The 25686-nt window shown below is 64.2% G+C and carries 23 protein-coding genes and 1 pseudogene; 4 read left to right on the top strand and 20 right to left on the bottom strand.

The window, feature by feature from the left end; genetic code table 11:
- Positions 1 to 22: 22 nt before the first annotated feature.
- Genes mobF through ABNQ40_RS34290 form a run of 3 tightly spaced genes read right to left on the bottom strand, consistent with a single transcriptional unit; the run spans position 23 to position 5272 of the window.
- Entirely contained in the window at positions 23 to 2914 is a 2892-nt protein-coding gene (mobF, locus tag ABNQ40_RS34280) for a MobF family relaxase (RefSeq protein WP_391349525.1), read from the bottom strand.
- Between the two features lie 13 nt (positions 2915 to 2927).
- Positions 2928 to 4940 carry a type IV secretion system DNA-binding domain-containing protein gene (locus ABNQ40_RS34285; protein ID WP_391349527.1) on the bottom strand — a complete coding sequence of 671 codons (2013 nt, stop codon included), beginning with the start codon at positions 4938 to 4940 and terminating at the stop codon, positions 2928 to 2930.
- A complete protein-coding gene (locus tag ABNQ40_RS34290; protein WP_391349529.1) occupies positions 4937 to 5272 on the bottom strand; it encodes a hypothetical protein in 336 nt (111 codons plus the stop codon). The genes ABNQ40_RS34285 and ABNQ40_RS34290 overlap by 4 nt, the downstream gene beginning before the upstream one ends.
- Before the next feature lie 1058 nt (positions 5273 to 6330).
- Here ABNQ40_RS34290 and ABNQ40_RS34295 point away from each other — a divergent pair.
- Positions 6331 to 6663, top strand: a complete 333-nt coding sequence (locus ABNQ40_RS34295) for a conjugal transfer protein TraD (RefSeq protein WP_391349531.1) — start codon at positions 6331 to 6333, stop codon at positions 6661 to 6663.
- Positions 6664 to 6892: 229 nt separating this feature from the next.
- On the opposite strand, the gene ABNQ40_RS34300 is transcribed toward ABNQ40_RS34295, so the two are convergent.
- The 10 genes and pseudogenes from ABNQ40_RS34300 to ABNQ40_RS34345 all read right to left on the bottom strand — a co-directional run bounded on the left by ABNQ40_RS34300 (position 6893) and on the right by ABNQ40_RS34345 (position 16132).
- Positions 6893 to 7237 (bottom strand): hypothetical protein, encoded by a 345-nt coding sequence (locus ABNQ40_RS34300; protein ID WP_391349533.1) that lies wholly within the window; start codon positions 7235 to 7237, stop codon positions 6893 to 6895.
- A 76-nt stretch (positions 7238 to 7313) separates the two neighbouring features.
- Positions 7314 to 7505, bottom strand: a complete 192-nt coding sequence (locus tag ABNQ40_RS34305; protein ID WP_391349535.1) for a hypothetical protein — start codon at positions 7503 to 7505, stop codon at positions 7314 to 7316.
- 88 nt (positions 7506 to 7593) lie between these two features.
- Positions 7594 to 8811, bottom strand: a complete 1218-nt coding sequence (locus ABNQ40_RS34310) for a DUF932 domain-containing protein (protein WP_391349537.1) — start codon at positions 8809 to 8811, stop codon at positions 7594 to 7596.
- Between the two features lie 750 nt (positions 8812 to 9561).
- Positions 9562 to 9813: a hypothetical protein gene (locus tag ABNQ40_RS34315; RefSeq protein WP_391349539.1), complete on the bottom strand. Its 252-nt coding sequence runs from the start codon at positions 9811 to 9813 to the stop codon at positions 9562 to 9564.
- A 29-nt stretch (positions 9814 to 9842) separates the two neighbouring features.
- Positions 9843 to 10223, bottom strand: a complete 381-nt coding sequence (locus ABNQ40_RS34320; protein ID WP_391349541.1) for a hypothetical protein — start codon at positions 10221 to 10223, stop codon at positions 9843 to 9845.
- Positions 10224 to 11572: 1349 nt separating this feature from the next.
- Positions 11573 to 12919, bottom strand: a pseudogene (locus ABNQ40_RS34325) (DUF3560 domain-containing protein); the annotation flags it as partial.
- 71 nt (positions 12920 to 12990) lie between these two features.
- Positions 12991 to 13176 carry a hypothetical protein gene (locus ABNQ40_RS34330; protein ID WP_391349543.1) on the bottom strand — a complete coding sequence of 62 codons (186 nt, stop codon included), beginning with the start codon at positions 13174 to 13176 and terminating at the stop codon, positions 12991 to 12993.
- Positions 13177 to 13377: 201 nt separating this feature from the next.
- Complete coding sequence (locus ABNQ40_RS34335; protein ID WP_391349544.1) at positions 13378 to 15393, bottom strand: ParB/RepB/Spo0J family partition protein; 2016 nt, start codon at positions 15391 to 15393, stop codon at positions 13378 to 13380.
- Positions 15390 to 15641 (bottom strand): hypothetical protein, encoded by a 252-nt coding sequence (locus ABNQ40_RS34340; protein ID WP_391349546.1) that lies wholly within the window; start codon positions 15639 to 15641, stop codon positions 15390 to 15392. The genes ABNQ40_RS34335 and ABNQ40_RS34340 overlap by 4 nt, the downstream gene beginning before the upstream one ends.
- Before the next feature lie 17 nt (positions 15642 to 15658).
- Positions 15659 to 16132, bottom strand: a complete 474-nt coding sequence (locus tag ABNQ40_RS34345; RefSeq protein ID WP_391349548.1) for a hypothetical protein — start codon at positions 16130 to 16132, stop codon at positions 15659 to 15661.
- 242 nt (positions 16133 to 16374) lie between these two features.
- On the opposite strand from ABNQ40_RS34345, the gene ABNQ40_RS34350 reads away from it, so the two are divergent.
- Complete coding sequence (locus tag ABNQ40_RS34350; RefSeq protein WP_391349550.1) at positions 16375 to 16716, top strand: type II toxin-antitoxin system RelE/ParE family toxin; 342 nt, start codon at positions 16375 to 16377, stop codon at positions 16714 to 16716.
- Between the two features lie 10 nt (positions 16717 to 16726).
- Entirely contained in the window at positions 16727 to 17026 is a 300-nt protein-coding gene (locus tag ABNQ40_RS34355) for a helix-turn-helix domain-containing protein (RefSeq protein WP_391349552.1), read from the top strand.
- A 905-nt stretch (positions 17027 to 17931) separates the two neighbouring features.
- Here ABNQ40_RS34355 and ABNQ40_RS34360 read toward each other — a convergent pair.
- The 7 genes from ABNQ40_RS34360 to ABNQ40_RS34390 all read right to left on the bottom strand — a co-directional run bounded on the left by ABNQ40_RS34360 (position 17932) and on the right by ABNQ40_RS34390 (position 23022).
- Positions 17932 to 18276 carry a hypothetical protein gene (locus ABNQ40_RS34360; protein ID WP_391349554.1) on the bottom strand — a complete coding sequence of 115 codons (345 nt, stop codon included), beginning with the start codon at positions 18274 to 18276 and terminating at the stop codon, positions 17932 to 17934.
- A gap of 439 nt (positions 18277 to 18715) precedes the next feature.
- Complete coding sequence (locus ABNQ40_RS34365) at positions 18716 to 19024, bottom strand: hypothetical protein (RefSeq protein WP_391349556.1); 309 nt, start codon at positions 19022 to 19024, stop codon at positions 18716 to 18718.
- Between the two features lie 78 nt (positions 19025 to 19102).
- Positions 19103 to 20104 (bottom strand): hypothetical protein, encoded by a 1002-nt coding sequence (locus tag ABNQ40_RS34370; RefSeq protein ID WP_391349558.1) that lies wholly within the window; start codon positions 20102 to 20104, stop codon positions 19103 to 19105.
- Positions 20105 to 20171: 67 nt separating this feature from the next.
- Positions 20172 to 20492, bottom strand: coding sequence for a hypothetical protein (locus tag ABNQ40_RS34375; RefSeq protein WP_391349559.1), 321 nt, complete (start codon positions 20490 to 20492; stop codon positions 20172 to 20174).
- Between the two features lie 118 nt (positions 20493 to 20610).
- The gene (locus ABNQ40_RS34380; RefSeq protein WP_391349561.1) at positions 20611 to 20826 is read right to left on the bottom strand and encodes a hypothetical protein; all 216 of its coding nucleotides are present in this window, start codon (positions 20824 to 20826) and stop codon (positions 20611 to 20613) included.
- 356 nt (positions 20827 to 21182) lie between these two features.
- The gene (locus ABNQ40_RS34385) at positions 21183 to 21752 is read right to left on the bottom strand and encodes a hypothetical protein (RefSeq protein ID WP_391349563.1); all 570 of its coding nucleotides are present in this window, start codon (positions 21750 to 21752) and stop codon (positions 21183 to 21185) included.
- 964 nt (positions 21753 to 22716) lie between these two features.
- Positions 22717 to 23022 carry a hypothetical protein gene (locus tag ABNQ40_RS34390; RefSeq protein ID WP_391349564.1) on the bottom strand — a complete coding sequence of 102 codons (306 nt, stop codon included), beginning with the start codon at positions 23020 to 23022 and terminating at the stop codon, positions 22717 to 22719.
- A gap of 1497 nt (positions 23023 to 24519) precedes the next feature.
- Between ABNQ40_RS34390 and ABNQ40_RS34395 the strand changes: the two genes are divergently transcribed.
- Positions 24520 to 25629 carry an SOS response-associated peptidase gene (locus tag ABNQ40_RS34395; protein WP_391349566.1) on the top strand — a complete coding sequence of 370 codons (1110 nt, stop codon included), beginning with the start codon at positions 24520 to 24522 and terminating at the stop codon, positions 25627 to 25629.
- Positions 25630 to 25686 lie beyond the last annotated feature (57 nt).

Raw genomic sequence — 25686 nt, forward strand, 5'->3', positions numbered from 1 at the left:
ATCTTGACTACCGGCAGCGCGACTAGAGTCCAAAGTCCATCGCTCTCGCATGCTCCTGCTGCGGCGCGGGCTGGTGCTGGTGCTGGTGCTGGTCGGCCGCCAAATCGTGACCCTGGGTTTCAAGCGCCGAGATCTTCTCGCCAGTCACCTTCTGCAGCTGCTTGCCCAAGGCTTTGGCGTCGTCAACGAAGAGTCGGGCGCTGGTTCTGGCGCGGCTGATCGTGACGTAAAAGACCTTCTGGTTCGACAGATTGCGCCGCCAGCTTTCGAGCACGCCAATGACGTGATCGACGGTGCGCCCCTGCGCCGCATGAGCCGTCGCCGCATGCGCATAATCCATGTGCGCCAAGCGCGGATCGTCCCGTGCGAGGTCGATTTCCTTTCCGTTCTGCAGGCGCACGGTCACCTTTCGGCCGTCCACCGCAAGGATGGTCGCCGTGTGGCTGTTGATGAGAACCTTTTCCTTGTCGTTCTTCGTCCATTGGATTCGATCACCCTGCTGCAGATCGTGCTTGTCCCGGTCATACACGGACACGGCACCGCTCCGGCCGGCGGCAAGCTCCTGGGGTTTCCACTTCACGGTGCGACCGTCCTTGTGCAGCGTCACCACGCCTCGCCGCTGGTCGATGCCGCTGACCTGCCAGTGCTCGTCCTTCTCAACGCCGAGAGCGTCATACGATCGGTTGAACACCACCACCTGGCCGTTCTTGTAGTTGAAGGTTGCGCGCTGCTGAGCACCGGTGAAGTTAGCCGGGCGCAGCGTGTTGATCGTGATAGCCGAGCCGGTTATCTGGCCCTCCAAAACCAGCTGGTTGCGAACTGCCTCGTTGATTTGCCGCCTGGTCTCATTCGCCGGCGCGACGATGAGTGTCCGGGCCCGATCCTCGGCCGAGAGCGAAAGCCAGTGAGCCGCTGCCTGGGCGGCTGGCGAGTCATGCTCTTCGACGGCCGAACCCAACTTCGCGAAGGCCGCGCGGACCTCACCCGCAATCGAGTGCTCGACCGCGGCCTTTAGCTCTGGGCTGTTCTTCTGCCGCTGGATCTCCTTCATCTCTGCGGTCGTGATGCCGGCGCGCTGAAGCTGGGCAAAGGGCTTGCCGGCCTCCACGGCACCCAGCTGCTTCTCGTCACCGGAAAGCACCACCTTGGGAAGCTTCAGGGCATTCGCGATGCGCTTTAGATCCCGCGCCTGGGCGGTAGACGCCAAGCTGTCCTCGTCAACCAGCAGACCCGTGCGCGCAAAGAGCGCCTGAGCCTCCAACAGCTTGTCCTTGGGCACGTCGCCGCGCGTGAACTTCTCGTGGTTGGCAAGGAAGCTCTGAAGCGTCCGCGCCTCGATCCCGGCTTCCTCGGCCAGCGTTGCAGCCGCTGAAGCGGTCGGCGCGAGACCGATCCAGCGGAAGCCGTTCTCGTCCGACACCTCGCGCACGGTCTGGTACATCGTGGTCTTGCCCACGCCGGCATAACCTTGCACGGCGACGAAGCGGTCTCGGCTGGTGAGGATCATAGTCGAGGCGGCGATCTGCCCCGCGTTCAGGGACTTCCCGTCCTCTCGCACCACGGCCAGCCGCTTGGCCACCTCATCGGCACGGGTGGGCACAACAGGCGTCGCCACGCCCCGCCCCTCCCGCATCAGCTGGATCACCTCCTTCTCCATCGCCACCGCGGTGGGGGTTGTCACCAGCTTCCGATGCTCGGCAACCTTGGAATCAAGGAGCTTCCCCGACGATCGGGCCGCAGCTATCGCACCCTCAATCGCTGTCACGCTCACCCGGCCCAACCCTGCCGTCATCGCCTCCTTCCTGACGTCATCCAGTTCGAACGCGCTGTTGCGCTCGGACAGGTGCCGCACCGCATAGTCGACCGCCTGCTGCGCCGTCTCCGCCTTGACCTGCGGAACGCGAGGGGCGCGGTCGGTCACGCGCTCCGCCAGGTAGCCCAGCACTCCGCTGATACCGCCCTGCTCCATCGCCTCCCGAACGGTGGTCGGCAACCCGGCATCGAGGCGGGCCGCAACCGTGGCGTCGGCCTCCGTCGCCTTGTTCAGCGACACGCCCAAGGCCGAAACACGCGCACGCCAATCCGCCGCGAGTTCCGTCGGCGAGACGGTACGCTTGGCCTGCCGGGTGACCAGCGCCGCGACGGCCGCGGTCTTCGCGTTCTGATGATCGTAGCCGTCCAGGGCTGTGCGGATCTCACGGGCGCGGGAGGAAAACTCGTCAATCAACTCCTGAGGGATGGAAGCGATTTCGAACCGGCCGTCCTTGTGCGTGAGGCGGATTTCATAGCCCATCTCGTGCAGGCGCTGGGCGAGTTCCGCCCGGTACATCTGCCCTACCAGCATCTTGCTGTCATAGAGCGCGGGGTTGTGCAGCGAGCGCCATGTGCCGTCGCCATTGTCCCGAACCATGTTGGCGATCACCGCGTGCGTGTGCAGCTGCGGTTCAAGATTACGGTTCGTGTCGTGGCGGAAAGTGGCCGCGACCATGGACTGATTGCCCACCGTCTTCACCTTCCCGTCGATCATCACGCGGGTCTGGATGAGGTTCTTTTCCACCCAACCCAGAGCCGCTTTCACGGCGTCATCGTGGGCCTCAAGGACGCGCTTATCGTCTGCGACCAGCCCTAGGATTGAGACCGATTTCGGCGCGGAAAAGGTCAAGTCTACGCCCGGTGCGTGCTGCACCTCACCGTCCACCACGCGCCCCAGCTGGCCGCCGCCGGGGACGCGCCCCTGCAACACGCGGATGAAATCGCCGTTCTCCACCTCACCCACATAGCCCACGGATTTGGCACCATCGCCAAACCATGCGCTTGCCTCACGCGCCTCCGCGCTGCTCTTGGCGTAGTAGTTTTCCTTCCCGTAGTAGGAGCCAGCCTGATGCGCGCTGCTGAGCGTCGATATCGAGAGCATAGATCTCTCCTAGTCAGAAATCGTTCGGCCGGCGGGCGGCCTTCGGCGGCGTCGCAGCCGGCGGTGCGGTTGCCTCAAGCTCCGGCTCGTCCTGGGCCTGCGGAGGAGAGGCGGGCGGTGCTGTTTCAGTCCGGCGCGGCTCTGCCGGCGGTGGCGGTGCGGAGGCGGGCGCAGCTTCCACAGCTGGCTTGCTCTTGGTCGTCCGGCGCTTCTTCGGGGCCTCCGGTGCGCTGCCCGCTTCTTCTGGCTGGGTTGGCGGTGCTGCCGTTGGCTTCGCTGTCCCCTCGATAATGCGGGGTGCCTCTGGCAGCGGCGGAATATGGCGAAGCACGTAGCGCGGCACGACGGAGCGCACCTTTCTAAGCGGAATTTTGATTGCAGCAGCCGGAAAGCCCTGAGGCATCTTGATGAAGCCGTGCCGGTCGGGAAGGTCTTGAATTTGAGAGGCGAGTACCAGCTTTTCCGGCGTCGTCTTCTCGCTCAGCGAAACACCGTCGCGCATTTCGTTCGCGCCGTAGGTCACCCCCTCGTGATACTCCGACACCTCGCGCTCGCCCAATACCTGGGCGCACCACGTTGCAGTCTCCGGCTCAGGCGTAGACAGCACGACACGCGACCGGCAGCTACCAAGGAGCGCGGCTGCGCCCTCCTTTCCGAAGTTGTGTTCCAGCAGCGATTTGGTCTGGATGCCGATCACGAATGCGCCACCGAACTGGCGGGTCTCGGTCACCGACGTGATGAGGCTCGGGATGTAATTGAGCGAGCCAACCTCGTCCAGAATGAACCACAGCATGCGGCTACTGGGCTGGCCGGACAGCAGCTGATTGACCGCCACCTCAAGCCACATAGAAATGAGAGGCTGAAGCGTGCTGTGCTGGTCGCCACGCGACGACATGAACAGAAAGCCGTCGCGCTCCGTGTCCGAAACCCAATTGCGGATCGAGAATGCTTCCCCGTCATGGCGCAGCACCCGGAACGCCCGGAGTGCGTTCGTGATGGTGAACTGCACCGATGCAGCCGTGCGCTCAGACCCTTCGGGCAAGACGTTCTGTGCGAAGGTTCCCTTGATGAAAGCTTGCACGTATTTCAGGTCGATCCGCACCAGATGGTCGATCAGTGCGAGGTTGTCCGTCACACCTTGGGATGCGAGCTTCTGCGCTGCCTCGGACAACAGCAGCTGCGACGCTTCCGCCCAAGTTGGATCTCCTTTCGTCGGCCGGGGAATCATCGCCTGCGCCAGCATGTCGAAGTCATTCGGCAAGCGTGCGTCGATGAACGGGCTCCAATATGGGCTGCGCTGGTCGAGCGGGTTCAGCAGAACGTCGCGGGACGGATCTAAGAATGCCTCCGTCAGCGCGCCCATTTTATCGTACACAATGGCGCGGTCGCCACGCGCTCTGATCTGGTCCAGCAGCGCCAATATCATCTGGGTCTTACCAGTGCCTGGTGCGCCGGAAATAAGCGTGTGCGTCGTCTCCGCGCCGTGCGGATAGGGCACGCCCGCCAAGCTGTAGCGCGTGCCTCCACGGCGGATATTGTACCGCCTGATGGCCTTCGCGAGCTTTCGCTGAGTGGTAAGCTGAGCGCCGCGGATATGCGTCTTCCTGGCGAACGCACGGCCTCTCAGGTAGGCGACGAGCAGGAACAATCCGGCGATCCCGCCGGCGGCAAATCCGCCGCTCCATGCCGCCGCAATAACGTCCGACACGACCCGGTTTTTCGCCATGTGTACGCCCGGTGTGCGAAGGATATCCACCACGCGGACTTGCGTGTTTTCGCCACTCGGTTGGCGGAAGTTGACGAACTCGTTGGCGTTCTGGTGGATGCGCCACAGGAAGCTGGCATAGCCGTACTGGAACGTCACATAGCGGTCGTATGGTGCCGTATTCAGGTAGGCGCTAACCACCATCACACCGGCGAAAGCCAGCAGCATCAGGCGCCACATATCGCGGATGATCTGCCAGAGCATCCGCCACGTATGCGTGATCGTCTGGCCGCCACGGATGATCGTAGACGAGCGAATCATTCGTCGCCTCCCCGGTTCAGGGCGCTCATGGGCGGAAGGCCCTGAGCCTTCAGCCACGCATCAACGTCCTCCAGAGCTTCGCTAATCACCCCCTCACGGTTGGTCGCTTTCAGCGAACGCCCGAGCATGCGGCAGGACAGTCCGACCCATACCAGCATCTGCATTTCTATCGGCGTTCGGGGAAAATCCGACCGCACCACCTGTTCGCCTCGCGCCGCCGCAAGGAGCGTACTTCGCACCCAGTCGGCTGTTGCCATGCCTGCCGCGGCGGCGGCGGTGGTGATCTCGGACCATTCGTCGTTGGTGGCTCGTACAGAGCGGGGCTGTCGCATTGGCGCGCTCCAAAGGGGGCATTTATGCCACCTTTCTACCACCTTCGAATGGGGATGGCGAGCGTATGCCACGTAACACGATGGCGGCTAACTCGTTGTTTTTGTTACGTAATACGCGTGTGACACACCACGTATTACGGCGCAGCTTGTGCTAAGTGTTTGATCTAAATGGCGTTTTCGCCATTTCGACGCCGCAACGCAGTTGCATCAGGTGTGACCTCCGAAGGAGGTTGCTTTCTCTCACCCCTGGGTTCGAAAGCCTTGGAATCCCTAAGCGCGTGGCTGGGCTGGAAAAGTCTCCGCGGCGTCTGAGCGGACTTCGCAAAACGGGGGGCAGGTGAGGGGCAACCAGTGCCCCTCACAAGGTCACCTAGGCATCGGCCGATCCTGGGGGACGGCTTGACGCACGCTGCCAGAAATGGGCTGTGGCGACGGGCGAAATTGCTGAGCAATGCCCGGCGCTGAACCGGCAAAGCTGGGCAAGCCATGGGGAAGGCCCTGTCCACAAATCCACGGGTCAACGCGCCGAAGGCGCGTAGGGACGGAGGGGCCAGCCGCGCCCCCATAGCGCACCGGCATGGCCCCGTAGTCCCGTTGGCCGGTGGAGGCTGTGGACAGGTCGGGACGGGCTGGCGCGCGACCAAAACCCCGGCATGGCGACACACCCTGCCCACAAATCCACAGACCAATCCGCCGCAGGCGGATAGCGACTGGTCGCGTTGGTCTGTGTGAGCTTGTGGACAGGGCCGGGCGATCTGGCGGTGTCGTGTGCCTGGGCGGCCAGCTGGCCGCCATTGAATGCGGATCGGACGCGTAGCGGCCGGCATTTTCCCGAGGCAGAGGGGGGATGGTCCGACTTGTGGCGCGGCTGGGGGGGGCTCGGCCCCCCTCCCCCCGCCGGGGGGACCGCGCCGCAGGACCATGGGCGCACGGCGTCCGCGGGTGGCAAGGCACTGCCGTCGAAACCTACCCATTGGCGCACGCAAAAAGGCGGTGCAGTCGCCTTGTGGACGCGGTAAATATCGCACCACCATGGTGACATGCGAAGGGGATTTACCGTGTCCGCTCTCGACAAATTGACCACGCTGCAACAGCAACTTTCGACGCTTCAGGAACAGCAGGCGAAGGCGCTTCAGGAACGCCGCGAAGAGATCGGCGCACTGGCGGAAGCCGCCGGTGTCCTGACGGTGCCGAACGCCGTCCTTCTGGGCCTTTTCCGGGAACTGCGCGAGCTTCCGGACAGCGCACCGCGCTTGGCGGAGCTTGCCGAAAAAGGGCAGGACCTGGCGAAGCCGAAGCGGGGTCGTCCGGCCGGTACTGGCACGTCAAAACAGGCGGCGAAGGGTGGCTCAAGCGAGACTGCGACCGCTGGCACAGAGACCCAGGAGTGACGTACAAGCCGGCTATCAGGCCCGCCGGGGAGCCGGGGAGCATCGCGATGCCGGCGACGGGGCGCGGCCGGCGCGGGTGGGCCGGCGCGACTCTGTGGTAGGGCGGCGCCAGCCGCCATAACGATGGTTCAGCCGCGCTTGCGCGGCTGGCCGCTTGGGCGCTGCCGGGTCGCTCCCTTCCTGCTCCGGTCAGGGGAGCGCTCCGGCGCTCCCTGCCGCTGCCTGGGGGTCAACCGTACAGGGCGTTGAAGATATCTAGGTCGTCACCTTCCACGAAATAGAGCGCGGTTTGCGCCGTCTCCGTGTCGCTTTCGCGGCGGATGCTCATCCCGGCCAAGCGGTAGAAATCGACGTTCCGCTGTCCGTGGCTCTCGTCCACAAAACACGCGTCGGCCACCTTCTGCGCTATGATGCTGGTGAGCGCATTTTCAATCTCGGCGCGGAAATGGGCGGGCACCGGCCGGAAGCTCAACGTTCCCTTCATGGAACCGATTTCCGGGTTCTTATCCTCCCATCGGATCTCAAGCAGCACGCCGTTGCAGGTTTCCTGATGGGCGGCGGTGTGTGCGGTCATCGTCTGAGGCTCCCTATCCTGGCTGATCCGGCCGGTTCTGTTCGTCACCGGCCGGATGCGTCTCATTGCCTGGGTCTTAATGGCGCTGTGATTCCGCCTCTACGACCGCTTGGGCCCAGTCCAGCAGCAGCGGTGGCGGGGCGGCGCGGTCTTGCATAATGTCCAGCAAGTGCCGGTCGATTTCGTCGTAATCGGCGGTCCCGAAACTGCGCGCCAGAAAGCCGCGGCTTGCACTGAGGATCACCAGCTTAACGGGGTCGAGAGTCATGGCTGCGTGCCTTTCCTGTCGCGGGTGGTGGGGCTGTTGTTGCTGTGGGTGCGGCGGTCGAGGGGGGGTCTCCCCCCTCTCTCCAGGGTCAGCGGCGGCGCTTTCCGGTCACGCCGTCGAGTAACTTCCCGGCCCCGCGTTCGAGGGTGATGCGGGTATCCTGATGCTCGCTGCGACGCGCAACGGCGGTCATACCCTGGACGAAATCCCAGACGCTTTCCGGTGCCTTCCCTTCCTCCTGGGTCACCGCCTCGATGACGCGGGCGGCGGCGCTCTTGGTGAGACCGGCGCGCTTGGTCAGGAAGTCCGTCCGTTCCTCGTCGTCCTTCGCAACGACGGCCCCTTTCGCCTCCTGCACCCCGCTGGTGAGCGCGTGGGTATCGGCGTTGGCGAAGGCGCGGAGCGTCGGCATAGCCTGCTCCAAGAAGCGACTGGGCGCGTGCTTGGTGTGACGCAGGGTGATTTCCTTGAAGCCTTCCACACCCCACATCATGCGGTTCTGGCACACTCCGCGCAGGTAGAAGGTCGCGATACCGGCGGACTTGCTGCCCACCTCGCTGTTCCAGACGTAGAAGCCGCGGAACACGAGGTCGGGGGAGCCGTCCGGGAGCTTGCCGATTTCGATGGGGTGGGTATCGTCCACAAGGAAAATGAACACGTCGCGGTCGCTCGCAAACAGCGTCGTGGTCTCCTTGGTGACGTCCACGAAGGGGTTGTAGCGGGTCATCCCTTCCAGCATCCCCGGCACCTTCCAACGGGTCTCCCCGAGACCGTTACCGGCGATGCGATGCACGGCCTTGACCACTTCCCAATCGTGGATGCGACCATAATCCGGGCCGGTGATCGCGCGGAGTTCGGTGCTGCCGTCCATCCGGGTGTAGGTCTTCACCAGTTCGCTGCGGTGGGTCGCCAGCCCGTATTGCAGGTTGATCCCGGCGATGGCGGCGGGGAGGTCGCGCAGGTAGCCGGCGGGAGCGCCGACGATCTGCGCCAGCTGACCGAAGGACCAATGCGAGGGGGCGGCGGTGCTGCCGTCCGGGAGCGCGAGGAAAAGGGACTCCGCGTCGTCGCGGGTCGCCTGCACCGTGATGCGGGCGGTTTCGACCGTCGCGGGCTTGCTGGCGTCGGCCGCGGAGCGGGTGAAGGCATACAGGCTGTCCAAGGAGAGGAACCGCTGATCGGCCGGACGCTGGAACCACTGCGACTGAACGCGGGCGTTCTGCTCACCGCGCAGCGCGTCCACGCGGAAGGAACCAGTCACGGGCGCGGCGTCGATGGTAAAGGCGGCGGGGGCGATGGCGTTCATTCTGTCGGCTCTTGGTGTTGTGTTCGTCTCTATGCCCCCATTATAGCGTAACGCGTTACGCACGGAAGCGAAAAATCGTAACGCGTTACGTCGTGGCTGCTTCCACCCTATGCAGTGAAAACATAGCTAAATCAGCATCTTAACGGAGAACTGGCACGCTCCATGCAAAACCCCACACGCTAAGCAATCGCATTTTCCGGTTTTGGGGCGCAGCAGGCGTTACAGGGTCTTGGGACCGCGCGTTCAGAACCCCCCCGAAGGGGGCGCGCGGTCCCTAGACCCTGTTAGCCTGCGGTGTGGCGGCGAACGATCCGCTGCGAGGGGTCCCCGCCCCCGGCGGGGCGAGCACGGATCGCTTCGCCCAGCTGGCGCCGATCCGACGCGGCGGAGACATCCGGCCCGGATGGGCCGGACCTTGATGGTTGGCGCCGATAGGCGCCTCATTGTGTGACCGGAGCAAAGCGCAGGTCACGGCCCCACCTCTCCAGCCCCTGCCCTGCCCCATCAGCCTGCCGCCCGGCTCCGCGGACGGCCTATCCTCTACCCCGCCCCGCTGAAAGCGGGGTGGCTCCCGAAGGGGGCCAGATCGTACCGTAGGCGGAGACACCGCGCCGGCCTCCACCTCCCGGACAACCTGGCGCTACCCTGCCCGGCCGGTGGCTCCGGGAGCTGGCCGCGGCAGCGGCCGGCGACTAGAGCCGGAGAACCCAAGCGGGAGACCAAAAACCCCGCTGGGTCCAAAAATGAGTTCTAGATCTCGGGCTCGCTCCAAACCCGCATCGGCTTCCAATTCGGCTCAGCCGTCACGTCGAACGCCTTCCCAGCATCCGTAATTCGCAGCCGATACGGCGGCTCGCCGGCGAGCAAACCGCGCTTCACCAACCCTGCCGCAATCCCGCGCATCACCAGAAAATCCGGCACGTAACTGGACCACGGCGCGGACCATTCGAACTCGGCATCGGGGTGCTTCTGACCGAATTCGATCAGCCGCAGCGCCGACAAGGACAGCGGCTTTTCCTGCTTCGGCTTCGTCAGCGACCGTCCGTCGTCATCTGCACCAGCAAGGCGATGATGTGCCGCCCGGTGCGAGCGTCCATCAGCCCCGTGCGCGCGTGCCTGAGCTTGACCAACGCGCGCCCTTCCAACGCGCCCCACGTCGCGCCGGTGCCGTTCGACACCAGCCCCTGCCCTTCGAGCACGCGGCGGAGATTCCAGCCGGCGTCGAGGATCTTCGCGCTCACCGCGCCGTATTCGATCCACCGCCATTCGGACGCGGGCCTGCCGCCGGGGCCGCGGTGCAGATCTTCGCGCCGCTGGTCCTCGTCATAAGCGGCCAGCAGATAGGCCCGCTGGCGCTCGTTGAGCGCCGCGGCGATCTGCGCCAATCGGTCGGCGGCGGACTGCTTCGCCATCGGTTTGCCTCCTGCTCGATCACGTTACCGTCGCTGCCGGCGCGTCGCCAGCCCCCCGCAGCCGTCCAGGCTGTGGGGGGCGCGGGCGGTGGGGGGAGGGGCGGCGCTCCCTGACCCGGAGCGCAGCGGAGGGCAGTGAGCGCCGCCCCAAGTCGCGCGGTGAGTGGCCTTCCGGCCGCGAACCGGGCGAGACACCGACGCTGATAGTCCGGCGCGGCGGCGGGCCGGTCGGAGGTCGGCCCGTCGCCGTGTCCGGCGGGTTGGTCGGGGGCCACGCCTTTCCGACGCCCCTCCGTCGACGCTGAGGCGCTTGTGCGGCCGGGCAGTGCCGCGCCCCTGTAGCGCGGCTCTGACCGGCCGCCGCCGCCCGGCGCTGCTCCACCGCGGCGGCGACAGCCGCCATGATGATGGTTCGGCCGCGCTTGCGCGGCCGTCCGCTTCCCGCTCCGCCGTGTCGAGGACTGCAGCACCTGGCTGGCGATCGGCGGCTCAAGGGCGGCGACAGCCGCCACGATGATGGTTCGGCCGCGCCTGCCCGGCCGTCCGCTTCGCGCCTCCCACCGGCGAGGTTCTCCTGCACCAGCTGGTCGTCGTCGTGGCTCCCAAGGCTGGCCGGAGAGCCGGCGCGCGTCAGCGTCGCCGGCGACGGGGCCAAGCCGGGCGCGGCGGAGAGCGGGGGCACGCCCCGCCCTCCCCCATCGTCACGCCTCGATGACCAGCAGCGCCACGTTGACGTTTGTCCCCTGCTCCCGGAACGATCCGGCGGGCAGGGCCTCCCAGACCGTCGCGAGCGGGCGCAGCTTCTCGGCCTGCCTCGGGCCGTTGGCGCACAGCGCCACCAGCCGCCCCCCCTTCTTCAGCAATGCCGCCGCGTGTGTGATGTGCGCGATATCCTGCGCGTGAGCAAAAGGCGGGTTCATAACGATCCGGTCGAACCGTCCCAGCGCTGCCGCGTCCATGGTGAGGAAATCGCCCTCGCGCACGTCGTCAAAGCGCTCCGCCAGCAGGTTAGCCAGACGCGGGTTAACCTCCACCGCAGTTATCACCGGCTCCACCCCGGCCACCTGCAGGGCGTCCAGCAGCGCGCCGGTCCCGGCGCTCGGCTCAAGCACCGCGTGGCGGTCCTCGATCTCTGCCACGTCCACCATCTGGGCGGCGATGGCCGCCGGGGTCGGGAATAGCTGCGGGGCAGCAACCACCTGAACACCGCCCTTCAAGCTGGCGCGCATCGCCTCGAAATCATCGGCTGCGCTGTCCTGGCGCGCGGGCGGCGGCTCCTGGGCGGGCACTGGGGCAACCAGCGCGGGGCGGGGCGGCGGAAGCGTCGGCGCTGCACCGGCTGCGGGCGGCGGAGGATCCTTGCGCTTGGCGTCGGTGATGTAGACCGGTGCCGTCCTGAAGCTGCCGCCGGAGACGAACGCCTCACGATAGCGATAGGCACCGTGTTTTTCCGTGGCCTTGGCGGTGCGGACGATCCGGTAATCCTTCGGCTTGCGCTTCCATTCCGCCTCGGTCATCTGAATGAAGCCGTCGCCGGGGAAGTTGCACAGCGGGGGGAGCTTGGTCGCGGCCTTGGTCGCCTCGGCCTCGGCCTGGGTGGGGGCCTCGTAGCCGGTGATTTCCTCCACGCCGTATTTCCAACCACCGCGCCACGTCACGCCACGCGGCGCTTGGGTGGTGATACTGACCGGCACGCCATCCTTGCGGGTCACGCGCAGGATGGTCAGCCAATCGCGCTCGCGCCTCACCATCACGCGTCCACCGGGCTGCAGGTCAAAGCGACAGCCCATCAGGGCCGTTGCCGGGGCATCCTCGGGGGCGGTCGCGCCGATCTGCTCGGCCAGCATCGCGCGCTCGTATGCAAGGCGGTTTTCGTAATGGGCGATCCAGCGGCTGTTGCGCTCGATGCTGCGAGCGTAGACCGGCAGGGCGATGTCTCGGGCCTGGGTGTGCGTGATGATTCCGTTTGTCATCGCCGTCCACAGCGACATTTCGCCTTCATAGCTGCTGGCACCCTCGGGGCGGGGGTACTGCGCCACGGGGAACGGTCGGGAGATGTGGCCGCCGTTTGCCAATCTCAGGGCCTGCTCGTGCGTCAGGTCCTCGCGCGACCACGCGCGCTGGTATGCCTCGGCCTCGGCCTTGGTACGCTCGGCCTTGCGCTTGTCGGCCTCCAAGCCCTTAATGCGGCGGTGCCGGACGTCGGGCCGCTCCTTGTACTTGGCGGCGCGGATCGCGCCGGCGGCGCGGCTCTGCCAGTAGGTGGAGGTATCCCACAGCTTCACGGCGCGGCGCATGCCGTCCTCGATGCGCTGGGCGTCCTTGCGGGCGCGGCGCTCGCTGTGATGACCAACCAATATCGGCTGGCCCAAGGGGATGCCGTCCATGATGGTGGCGACAGTCTTGCGGGCGGCGGCGGCGTCCTGGGCACGGCGGTCGCTGTAGTCCTCGAAGCGGTCGGCGCGCTGCTCGGCACGCTCAACAAGGCTGGTGTCCTCGTCGCCAATCTCGCCGCACAGGTCGATCAGAAGATCCTCACGGCCCGGCGTCCAGGCGGGGGCGACGAAAAGCTCCTGCTTCGGTGCCCATTTGAACCCCGCCGCTTTGACGCGCTCATAGGTTTCGGCGTCGAGGCGGGTAACCGCATAGAGCCGCAGCTTGTTGTCGTCGGGGGAATAGGTAGCGGACAGGTTCATGGGGGCAGACTCCTGGCGTGCAGCGCCTGCGTGGAGGCACCGTGCATCGGTCGGGATAGGAAGGGCGGGGGTTAGGGGCGGGGCAGGCTTCGCAGCGGCTGAAGGCGCTGCAGCACGTCGGCAACCTGCACCGTCGTGTCCTCGTGGAACTTGGTGGAGGTGAGATACCGGAAGAGGTCCAGCACCGTTTCGTCCACCGTCTCCAGAGCTTCGACCATGATCCGGTTGTCTTCCTGAAGGCGGAGGATGTGGTTCATGGTGGAGGCTCCTTCGTTCTCTGTGCCCCCATTATATCGTAACGCGTTACGATAGAAAGCGGAAAAACGTAACGCGTTACGGCGTTTTTACTCTGACCCTATGCTGAAATCACATACCAACGTCGGCACTCTGAACCGGCCCCGGTACGACAGAACCCGCGCCATCCGGGGGACGGTCGCGGGTTGCTGCGTGGGCCTGGATCACTCGGCGGTCAACGGGCTCCCCTCGTCGTCGGGCAGGGCCTCGTCCTGGCCTTCGTCGTCGGCCTGGGCATCGCTCATGCCCTGTTCGCTCTGCTGGGTGCGCTGCCCCGGCTTGCGCAGCAAGGCGGGCACCCACCGGGAACCGGCAAGCCGCCGCTCGGCTTCAGCAGCGAGTGCCGCTTTCTTCATGCCGTCCAGGCCGTCCGCTGCCGCGCCGGTCCCCTCGCGCACCGCGTCGAGGATAAGGGTCTTCGACACCCTGCCGAGATACCCGGCGGCGGTCGGCTCCCACCAGTCGGCCATGTCGAGACTCAGGGCCTCGGCCAGCAGGTCCGCACCGCGCAGTCGCGAGCGGTCGTCGTTGTAGCGGTCCTTTCCCTGGGTCGCGTTGACGGATTGGGCGAGGCAGAACGCCAGCAATCCCATCACCGTTTCCTGATCCTGCTGGGCAAGCCAGTTCCACAGGTCATCACTGTTTGCCGGGATCCGCAGGGTCCACCAGCCCCGGCGTTCTTCGACGGCCTGGAACGCCTTTCCGGCCTCGATGTCGGGAGCGGTCTTAGCGGGCGGCTGCACATGCCCCAACGTGATTTCCAGCGCGCTGCCGGTCTCGCTGTAGAAGACGCGCAGCACCAGCTTGTGAACGAGCGCCAGCAAGGCAACGTCGGGCCGGTCGATCAGCGCCGCGCGCAGCGCCACGGTGCGGTGCATGCTCAGTTCGGCGGTCAGCGCCTCGGAAAGCCCGGTGTTGGACGCGCGGCTCCCGGCGCGGCCTACGGCTCCATCCTCCCCGGCGTCGTCATCCTGGGCGGTGCGCTTCAGCCCACGGCGCACCGTCAGATCCCCGGCATAGTCGAGGTACACGATAGCTCCGGCGCTTGCCTTCACCTCCGGATCCCACACCTCAAGTCCGGCCTGCAATTCCAAAAGCCGTTGGTCGATCACCTGGGCACGCTCGCCAGCCTCGGGCGTCTCGTTCTCCGCCAGAGCGTCAAGCTCCGTCGTCAGGGCCTCCACCTCGGCCCGTTCCTCGGGCGTGTATTCGCGCTGCGTGGGGTAGCTGCGGCCGAAGCTGGACAGGTAGCTGTATTCCGCCTCGGTGCGAGCCTCCACCCAAGCCCACCCTTCGGCGCGGACGGCCTCGGCCGCTTCGTGCAGCTTCTGCTCGGTCAGTTGCGCCACCAGCGGGGCGTCCTGCCAGAACCCCAGATCATCGGGACCGGCGAAGAGATCGCGCACCACGCGACCGCCTGCGGCTTCGTATGCCGCCAGCCCGATGAACTGTGCGCGCCGGTCCCTCGCGGCGTCGATGTGCTCATGCGTCAGCCGGTCGCGGAGCGCAACCGCATAGCGCGCGTGCGTCGGCACGTCGAACCATGCCGCCTCTTGCTCGGTGTGGCTGTCGCTGAGCGTGAGAGCCTTGGCTTGGTCAGCCTGTAGCTCCCCCTTCCGGTAGAGGTCCAACAGCTTCGGGGAGAGCCGCCCCAACTTCAGGCACTGGTAGACGTAGGACGGCGACACCGAGAAACGGGCCGCAATGTCCTGGGCGGTCATGCCCTGGTCATCCACCAGCTTCGCGAACGCGGTGAAGGCGTCGGCGGGGTGCATCGCCTCCCTGATGATGTTCTCGGCAAGCGACACCTCGACAGCTTCGGCGCTGGGCACCACGCGGCACCGCACCGGGAAGGTCTTCAGGATCTTCCCTTCCTTGCGCAACTCGGTCAGCGCCTGGAAGCGGCGACCACCGGCCACCACCTCGAACTTGCCGCGCTTCGCGGCAACCGTGACGGTGAGGTTGTGGAACAGCCCGTGAGCGAGGATGGAGGCTTTCAGCCCCTCAATGCTGGTGCCGACCTTGCGCACGTTGCGCTTGGAGGCGATCAGGTCGCACAGCGGAATCACGCGGTCCTCTGCGCGGGCCTCCGGCTCCTGGGAGGACACGGCGGCGGTCTGCTCGGTGGTGTCGGCGGCGTCCAGGGCGGCGGCGTCGATGGCGGCGGCAACAGCGGTCATGCTCGCGATCCTTCGGGATAGAAGTGATTGAACAGTTCGAGGTCTTCGCCGTCGACGAAATGCAGCGCGGTCGCGTCGGTACGGCGGTTGTAATGGCGGCGAACGAGGCGTCCCCAGAGGCGGAAGAACTCCACCCGGTGTTCGTCCTCTGTGCCGTCGAGGAAGCACGCGGCGTCAACGCGTTGCGCGTGCGGTCCCTCAAGGTCTTGCAGCAGGTTGCGCCGCAAGTACGTGGGCACGCTCCACATGGCGGGGCACCGGCGGGCTATTGGTCGGCCAGCAGCGCCAAGGCGAGGGCGGCGCTGATGACCTGGGCGCGCACCTCGCCAACCAGTTCGTCGTCGTTGTGTCCGGCGGACGCGCTGCGCAGCTGGTCGATGGTGATGGCGGACAGCTTGTCTGCAAGGTCCGTGTCCTTGCGGGTGCGGGCCATGGCCGCATACTCGGCCAGCAGCGCCAGCAGCGCCGCATCGTCCGGGTGACAGGCAAAGGGTGCAGGGACGCACCCCCCATGTGTCACGGTGAACCCCTCGCGCTGCAGCGCCCGGACCAGATCGGCCGGGGTGTCCCGGTCAGGGTCACGATGGATCAGGGAGGCGCGCTGCACGTCGAACTCGAAGCCGTGCTCGTCGCAAATCTGCTTCGCCACAGCCGCCAGCGGGACCGGGGGCAGAGGGTTGGGGTACGGGCGGAAGGCCAGAACGCCAGAGAGGCGGCCATAGTTTTCGTCCCGCCACATGAGCTTCATCTCCACCGGAGTGGCAGAACCCTTCGGGCAAGGGGCTTTAACTGCGGGGGCGGCGGCTTTCATGGTGGCGGCTCCTGGTGTTGTGTTCGTCTGCATGCCCTCATTATATCGTAACGCGTTACGTAGAAAAGCGGATTAACGTAACGCGTTACGCATTGCAGCCATGCGCTAAAGGCGGTCATTGACCACGCTCCACGCTTCCCTCTAGGCGGTCATTGACCTATAATCAGGGTATGAAGACGAAAGCTCCCCAATCAGTTCTGGAACTGCCGTACTACTCGGCTCGTGCGGCAACCCGCATGACGCCGGAGGAACAGGCGGATGCGGTGTTGATGATCGGGAGCGACCCGGAATGCGGCGATCTGGTGCCGGGCGGCGGCGGGATCCGAAAGGTCCGGTTCGCGGTCGGTGGTCGTGGCAAGAGCGGTGGGGTGCGGATCGTCTACTACTACCATGATCGGCAGAACCCGATTTACCTGATTACGGTCTTCGCGAAGAACGAACAGGCAAATCTCACGAAAGGCGAAGTCGCCGATCTGAAGAAGCTGGTTAAGCGTCTAATCGACACCTACTGAGGGCAGAACCATGGCGAGCGAAGCATTCAAGAGCATTGCGGCGGGGCTGGAAGAAGCCATTGCGCACCGCGAGGGCCGCTTGACCGAAGGCGTCAAGGTCCACACCGTCGAGGTTGACGATGTGGACGTTAAGGCCGTGCGGGACAGGATGGGCATGACGCAGGAGGTTTTTGCCTCCACCTTCGGCCTCAACGTCGAGACGCTGAAGCAATGGGAGCGAAAGCGCCGATCACCGCGTGGGCCGGAACGCACGCTGTTGCGGGTGATCGAGCGCGAACCCGACGCAGTGCGCCGCGCCCTGGCCCAGTAGCCCGCCCGCAAGGATCGCGCACCGTCCAGGGGAACCCCCACACACGCTAAGCAAAAGCGTTTTCCGGTTTTGGGGCGCAGCAGGCGTTACAGGGTCTTGGGACCGCGCGTTCAGAACCCCCCCGAAGGGGGCGCGCGGTCCCTAGACCCTGTTAGCCTGCGGTGTGGCGGCGAACGATCCGCTGCGAGGGGTCCCCGCCCCCGGCGGGGCGAGCACGGATCGCTTCGCCCAGCTGGCGCCGATCCGACGCGGCGGAGACATCCGGCCCGGATGGGCCGGACCTTGATGGTTGGCGCCGATAGGCGCCTCATTGTGTGACCGGAGCAAAGCGCAGGTCACGGCCCCACCTCTCCAGCCCCTGCCCTGCCCCATCAGCCTGCCGCCCGGCTCCGCGGACGGCCTATCCTCTACCCCGCCCCGCTGAAAGCGGGGTGGCTCCCGAAGGGGGCCAGATCGTACCGTAGGCGGAGACACCGCGCCGGCCTCCACCTCCCGGACAACCTGGCGCTACCCTGCCCGGCCGGTGGCTCCGGGAGCTGGCCGCGGCAGCGGCCGGCGACTAGAGCCGGAGAACCCAAGCGGGAGACCAAAAACCCCGCTGGGTCCAAAAATGAGTTCTAGCAGGGTGCGGAAAAAGGCTTTTGCGTCGCGAGGGAGGGGGCTTTCCGGCAAGATTAGGAAAGGTTGCAGCAAGATACTGGTGGTATCTTGCAAGACCTTGACGCGAGATTGCCGGAAAGAACCCGACTGCAGCAGCAAAATGGTTTTTCCGCACCCTGCTAGATCTCGGGCTCGCTCCAAACCCGCATCGGCTTCCAATTCGGCTCAGCCGTCACGTCGAACGCCTTCCCAGCACTGATCGCGCTATACTTCACTTTACAACCGAGATTGCAATATCGGCAGCATCAATCACCAGTGAAATCTTCCGGCGGAAATTGGACCGAGATGGAGAGCCTATTTCCACTACGGAAACACAATACTGAATTCCCTGAGCTTGTTTTGGTAACGTGCGTTACATTTTTCTTGATGACATAGTGATCGTGATCGCCACTAATGACCTTAGACGTTTCTATTTTTGCATGCGCGAGAAGGTTGCGAAAGTCTTCAACATCTCTTTTAACCTCATATCTATCTGTTCCGATGGCGACGCCTATAGTCGCTTCACTGGGCCGTGTATATTCCTCGAACCAATCGAGATCAGCGAGCTTTACAGCGATTTTTTTACCGAGCCGCGTTTCTAGGATAATCATTTGTGACCTTCATTGTCGATTTCGTGTAGCCGCAGAACATGAAAACGCTTCGATGGGATTTTGCAAGCACTACAGGTTTCATGTCTAGTTGAGCGAGAATTTCTCAAGATAACGATAGGCTGGACGTTGGAGATCGTCTTGTTTACGGAGCCTAGCCTGTGCAAGTGCGCTCTTTTCGACGCGGTTAGAAAGTGTGCGGTTTCTGCGGAGCCAACCATTGGCTGCTGTGGCTATGCGCCTCGTAAGGGTAAGGCCCGCCGGGGAGCCGGTGCGCGTGAGCGCCGCCGGCGACGGGGCGTGGCCGTTCAGGTAGGCAGATGCCCTGCCCTGCTACGGCGGCGGTAGCCGCCATGATGATGGTTCGGACGCGCCTGCGCGGCCGTCCGCTTGGGCGGGCAAACCCGGTTCAGAAGCTGCATGCTGAAGATCAGCGCGGTGCTCACTGCGCGGTGGTGTCAGCGTCCAGCTTCAGCAGGTCGCGCCCCATCGTTCTGAAGCCTTCACGTCGGTCTTCCTCGACGGTCTGCAGCATGGCATTTAGCAGGTTCAGCCGGACGTCTTCCGGCAGGTCACTTGCCGCCGATACCAGCGCGCGGCGCACCACGTCGATATCGGGCGGGAGACCGCCGGCGGCACGCTTCATGCGCATCCGTCTCATCCGCTCGCGGGCCTGCTTGCGGGTGCGTTCATCAGCGGTGAGATCGGGGTTAGCGGGCTTGCGTGCCATTGCCGAAGATTGAACCTGCATAGATTGATCCTCCTGATTCCTACGAGATACGGTGGGCCGGAGCAACCCTAAGCGGATCGTCGGGCATGGCGGGGGAGGCTAGGTGGGGTCGAGTGGCGGACCGCCGTTGTGGCCGATCAAGAAGCCTTCCTCCTGACGGTCTTCGGGCATCGGTGCCTCTTCGCTCTGCGCCAGTGCGGTGAACGGCTTTCCGGCGAAGTAGTCCGGGCGCCGTGCAACTTCCTCTTGGAACCAGAGGGTGGCGAACAGAGGCACTTTGTGGTCCAGGCGTGTTTGCAGGTTCCGCCGGCGAACGCGCCCTTTGGCTTCTTCCGACCATTTCGACCGCTGGGGCTTCTGCACGGAAACTCCAAGGCACCAGCCGCTGCCTGGCGTGAAGGAGGGTGCACAGTCCCGAACGATCTCGCGGAAGTCCTCGGTCGCTGGCATGGAGAATGCCCACACTTCCCGCGGCAGGCCGCCGGGCGCCTTAGTGTTCGGGTTTCCCCACATCACACTCACGGTGCTGTAGCCGGCGCGCATTCTCGCGCCAAGGGGCAGAGGGAGGGTGGGGCGGGACGACCGGTCAGCTGCTGCACCTGGCGCAGCTTGCCCGCTCGGGAGCGGCACCGGAGCGTCGCGGAAGGTTAGCCCGGCTTCCACCTCCTTTCCGTCGCGGATGGCCGCGTGCCGCTCGGCGTTGTCGGTGACACGAGTGCGCGCCTCCATCGTCATCCAGTACCGGCCGCGGGCTGTGGTCAGACGGCGGCGCCAGCCATTGGCAAGCGTGGTGTTCCCTTCAGCGGCTGCCAAGCGTTCGGAGAGGGTCCGCACCTGCTCCACCTCATCGGCGGTCCAGTCAGGGTGAATGACCGTAGGCATCGGCAGAAGACGATCAGGCGGGCATTGCGCGGCTTGGCGCGCAAACATGCTGGCATTCTCTTCCGTCTTGTCACTGCGACTGCCGACACCGTAGGCGGCGGCAAGCTGGCCGATGCGACCGCGCTGCTCAGGCGCGATCCCGGGCCCTACCTCTGTGACGCGTGGTGAAAGAGAAACTGGTAGGGCAGAGGAAGGGAAGAGGGGGAGGGTCACCATCATGGACCTCAGAGACTTTATGCGAATTCACATAACGGCGCGGTGCCAGCGGAAACCGCGGCGGCCGCGTTCAGCCCACCGCCTCCGCCCGCCTCTCGCGCGAGAGGATGAGCGTGCTCGTGGCATGGAGATACGGAACGGTCACGCCGCCCATCTTCTCACCCTTCAGCACGACGAAACGGCTGGCCGCCAGCGTCAAGCAGGCGGCTTCAAGGTCGCAGCCAAGGGGAATTTTGGAAGGGGCGAACAGCGCCGCCAAGGCGGCGCAAGGCACTACAACATGGCGGCGCAGGAGATCCAGAACGGCATTTTCGAGCCCGGTCTGGTCCTGTACTGGCAGCGCCTTCCATTTGATCTGCCAGCTGTAAGGCTGCGGCTCACGGGACGGCATAGCGGAGTTTCCTGGGAGTTGTGAGCGTGGTGGCATCACCCACCGAACGCCTCCACTCTACCGTAACGCGTTGCGCTTGGAAAGGATAAACGTAACGCGTTACGCAATTCCCAGTTAATCAGACGCCAGCCGGAGGATCAGCAAAGGTTGCCGCCTGGATGGCTTCAGCCAGCCCCTCATCCGCGGCGAGGGCCTGCACAATCCGGGCGGTTAGGACACCATCAGGATCAACGCGTCGGAACTCGGGCGAAAGGTGGGCCACATTTAATCGACCAAGGGAGATGTGCGGAATACGTAAGCTGTCGTACGTAACTGTGAACGCTGGCGCCTTCATGATTGTCTGCTCCTGCTGCTGTCTGATTGTTGGGGATCAGGGACGATCGGATAGGCATCGTCGCGAAGGCGCACGGGGCCGCCACAGTTTGCGCACATGGAAGGCGGAGCCTCATTGGCGCTGACCGGCAGGACTCCAAAGGTGCTGGGACAAGGGTCATCGCCGGCGCACTCGTAGACGAAAGCCCATCCTTGGCGTTCGTTGCCAAGGTAGGCGGCGATGAGATCAGCAACGATAACCGCCCCGGTCGGAGGATCTTCAGGATCAGGGGCCCACCAAGGGCCGGTTGAGGGCATTGGCATTTCGAAAGCGACAATGGGGGTGCGGAGGCTCATCTAACTCACCTTGTATCGACGTTATTTGGCAGAGGCCGCGCCGGCGGCCAGAGGAAGCGAGCGGGCGAGTTGACGTGCCTCTTCAAGCACCGGCCGGAAGCGTGGCATCCCCTCCAAGCGAGCCCGCACATCCGGCGGCAGCTGGGCATCCATCGCCGCGATCAGCACCAGCTTTTCTAGGTCGCGCCGGTCACGTCGTGCGCGACTGCGGGCCTGCCGCTCGGCGTCACTCGGTGGGTTCGCAAGGCGTGGGCGTCCTCTCCGATTCCGCTTCGGCGGTTCCGAAACTAATTTCTGTGACGTCACAGAAAATCCTGCATCGTCCTGCGCATCCATTTTTTGTGACGTCACAAAAATTAGCTCCGTAGCAAGCGCGAAGGTCTGGGAGTGATCCGCCTCCGGGAATAAGCCGTCCGCCGCAGGCACCAGCGCGCGGCGCTCCTGCATCTGCTCAACGAGACGCCCATCAATCTGACGCTTTGCATTGAGCAGGTGCCACTCAGGCCCGCTCTCGGTGAACGTCTGAATCAGACGCTCTGCCGGCATGGACAGGGCCGCTATCGCCTCTGCCTCAACGGTGATCGTTGTCATGATCCGGCAGCGTTGGTGCGAGCCATGACAGCCGGCAGGCGTGTAGGCACCAAATCTAGTCGCTCGATCGGGACCAGTTCAGCGTCGAGCATTCGATTGGGAAACATGGTCAACTCCGCCACGGCGGATATGGCCGCTTCCACGTCGGCTCCGCGAGCGTATCCAAGGATCCTTCCTGCATGTGGATCAAAGACCTCCCACACGGGCAGGCACTCAATGGGCAGTGTTGTCATCGGAGATAGCGTCCCAAAACATATATGGCGTTTATGCCACCTTTCTGGCGCGACGCAAGGGTGTGACACCGTTAGCTGTTGCTTCCGAGTGCCGCACCTTGGTTGCGCTACAGCTTCAACATTCAGAGATAAGAGGGAATTGTTAGGACCTGGGTGACGAAGCAGGTTTCAGGCCCACAGCTGTTGCTGAAGCTCGGGGCAGCAGGAACTAGAACCCTGTGGGTCTTCCGACCTGGGCCGCTAGCCGCCGTCCCTGCAACCGGCATCAAGAACTGAATGTGCCCGTTGCTCAAGCAATAGGACGGACCTTGTACGGCTCCATTGTCCGGGCCGCAGGCGGGCATATCCTCCAACGGCATACTCCCGACATAGACAATTTCACCGCCTGCTTGCACCAGCGGAGTGAGATCTGAGTTGCGGGGAGTTAGAGCGGCCACAGCGCGTAGGAGAGGCTGATCGTCGTGAGCGGGGCGCGGAATCACTGCCAGCCGGAAAACCGGGGAAGTCGGCTTGACCTGCTTCTCTGCAAAACGCCAGTGCTGAATACGGGTCATCTGTTCGGACGTAGGTTCCCTCGGCATGTCAGGTGCCGTGGTGCATCCGGCGCAAGCGGCCAACAAGCTCGCAAGCCCAATCAGCTGGTGAGCGGATTTCGGGAAAATGGATTTGGAAAGCATGGTTGGGTTTCCTGCGGAAGAGGCGAGGGTAGGGGGCCGCTCAGTTATGCGAATTCACATATTCCGGCGGAGCACTGGCAGGATCGCGCAAAGTGATGCAAAGAAGAGCAAGGTGCCCAAGGAGGCTCCACCCGCGATAAAGGCGCTCAGATAGACCTTTACCGCGAGGATACGAAGCTCCGCATCCAGGTTCTCGAAGTTCGCAACACCAATCGCGAGTAACGCACTGTCAGAGGCAAGTGCGAAGGCCGCGAGTGCAACAAAAGCTGCACGCCGCTCCCACCGTTGGGAAGGCCACCATTGGCGAAACCAGATCACTCTTTTTCGGAAAGGGCGTAGGGTCGTTCCATGGATCGTCATGATGGCGCATCTATTATTCGATGATGGGGAATATATAGCCCTAAAAGTCTTACAAAAAAGTATATTGATGGCGTTTATGACACCTTTTTTGGGTGTTCCGCTAGGCGTATGACCCAACCAAAACAGCCCTGTGCTCCCAGCCTTATGTCTACGATCTGGGACGGATACCGGATAGCCGCAGCACCAGACGTCGAGCCGATGACGCGTGCCACCGCCGACCTTGCGGAGTTGGTATGTCGCGATCATTCAGAGCCTCGGCCAGTCCAGCATAGGTGGTCGAACTGGCCGCTCGGATGTGGGCGACATAGCCGGAAAGCTCCTGGGCTCGAACGTTCGCTTGGTCGCGCCTGGCGGTGGCGCCTCTTTCAGCCACTGCCCCGCCATCGCGTCCCAATGCCGGGTTTTTCCAAGGCGCACGCCGCGTGCTTTTGCTGCGGCCAGTGCTGCTCGCGTTCGGTGAAACCACATATCCAACTCGCTGGCACATTCCCTGCAAAACCTCACACGCTAAGCAATCGCGTTTTCCGGTTCTGGGGCGTAGCAGGCCTTACAGGGTCTTGGGACCGCGCGTTCAGCATCCCCCCGAAGGGGGCGCGCGGTCCCTAGACCCTGTTAGCCTGCGGTGTGGCGGCGAACGATCCGCTGCGAGGGGTCCCCGCCCCCGGCGGGGCGAGCACGGATCGCTTCGCCTTGCGAGAGGGTGCCTGTTGGAAAATTAATGATGGTTCGGATGCGCGGAGCGCATCCGGCCGATTCTTTAACGGTGTCTGTTGCTGTGCAACAGACACGATAATGGTTCAGACACCCGAAGGGTGGCTGGCCGATTCATCCCCAGTTTGCAGCGACATCTACCTGTAAAAAAGATACCTGTAGATCTTTACCTGTTTGAGCGACCAACTGCACGTGAACGAATCGAGGTTTGCGCGACCAACTGCACGTGGTTTGCCATCTAAGCCGCGACCAACTGCACGTGGATAGATGGCTCGGTCCCCAACCTGTAGAGACGCTTGTTCATATCTGGGCATGACAAGGGGCGCGACCAAGTGCACGTGCCGCTCCGAAGCCGCTTTATCGGCAAACTTAACACTTTCTTACTCTGTTCATATTGGAACATGACCAAGGGCGCGACCAAACGCACGTGAGTGCGTAATGGGGGGCGCGACCAAGTGCACGTGATTAGAGGAAGGCTCTGAACCGTCTGTCATGCTGGGGTATGTAGGCAGAGCGCGACCAAGTCGCACGTGCTTCACAGAGGGAGCGAAGGGGCGCGACCAAACGCACGTGCCCATATCGCCTGTAAGGCGCGACCAAGTGCACGTGGGTATGCACGGTGGTTAGCGCGACCAAGTGCACGCGATCATTAGCTTCACCATCTTGAGCATAGATACTTGGCTGTGGCGTCGGCTCACCCCGAGGGAACATTCCTGATCTGGGAGCCTTGACTTCGCTCGCTTCAGACGCTTCTCATTAATCAGAACGGATGAGGAACAAACGCGTATGCAAGGCGCCGTCCTACTGCTGCCCATCCTTCGCCTCCGCGACCTTCTCCGGCAGACGGTGGAAGCTGTCCGGCTGTGTCACCGATGCGGCCATGAGCAGGAGATCGATGGCGCGGAGTTGATGGGGCGCCTGGGGCCGAACACCTTCCTGAAGCATGCCGTCAGCGAGATGAGGTGCGGCCGGTGTGCCCATGCTGGTGACGCATCTTGGAAAACGTCGGTGACACTGGTGCGCTACAGCGCCCGGGTCGGCGACCTGATGGCGGTGCGGAGTCAGCTTGCCGCGACCTGCGGAGCCTGCCGGCGACGGTGGGAGGTGGACGTCATCGACGCAATGCAGCGGCTGGGGCCGGACGTCCGGCTGGCGGAGCTGCGCGACGTGCTGCCTTGTCCGTTCTGCCGACGGTGCGGCTGGGTGGTCACTAAGCCGGCCGGCCGGGTTGACGCCGCACACCCGGATGATCATCCTGGCCGCATGTGCGGACGATTTGCCATCCACAGCCCGACCGACCAGATCGCCACCCGGTTCGGCGTGGTCGGACAACTCCCCGAGTTCGGCCCGCGCTACAACGCCGCGCCGTTGCAGATGCTTCCTGTGATCCGGACCCACCCGGAGATGAAGGAGCGCACGCTCGCCCTGCTCCGCTGGGGCTTGGTGCCGGTGTGGTCCAAGGACTCTACCGGTGCGGCCCGGATGATCAACGCTCGCGCTGAGTCGGTGCCGGATAAGCCGTCCTTCCGGTCGGCATTCAAGAAGCGCCGATGCCTGATCCCCTTCGATAACTTCTATGAATGGCAGGTCGAGGGCAAAGCCAAGCAGCCTTACGCCATCGGCACCACCAGCAACGAAAAGCCTGATGCCTTTGCCGGGCTTTGGGAGGGTTGGAGGGATCCGGCAACCGCCGAGTGGATGCACACCTTCACAATCATCACAACGACGGCCAATGACGCCACCAGCAAGGTCCATGACCGCATGCCGGTGATCCTGCCGCCGGCGGCCTGGGCCGCATGGCTCGGCGAGGAAGAGGCCAGCCCCGACGAACTGGTGGCGCTGATGCGCCCTTATCGGGGTCACTACACGAAAGTGATCAGATTGTCCGGGATGTGAGAACGTGAATGGAACGCGCGGTTGGGAGCCTATGCGACGAAAACGGTCGTTTTTGGC

The organism is Azospirillum sp. A23, from assembly GCF_042938965.1.
Classification (GTDB): domain Bacteria; phylum Pseudomonadota; class Alphaproteobacteria; order Azospirillales; family Azospirillaceae; genus Azospirillum; species Azospirillum melinis.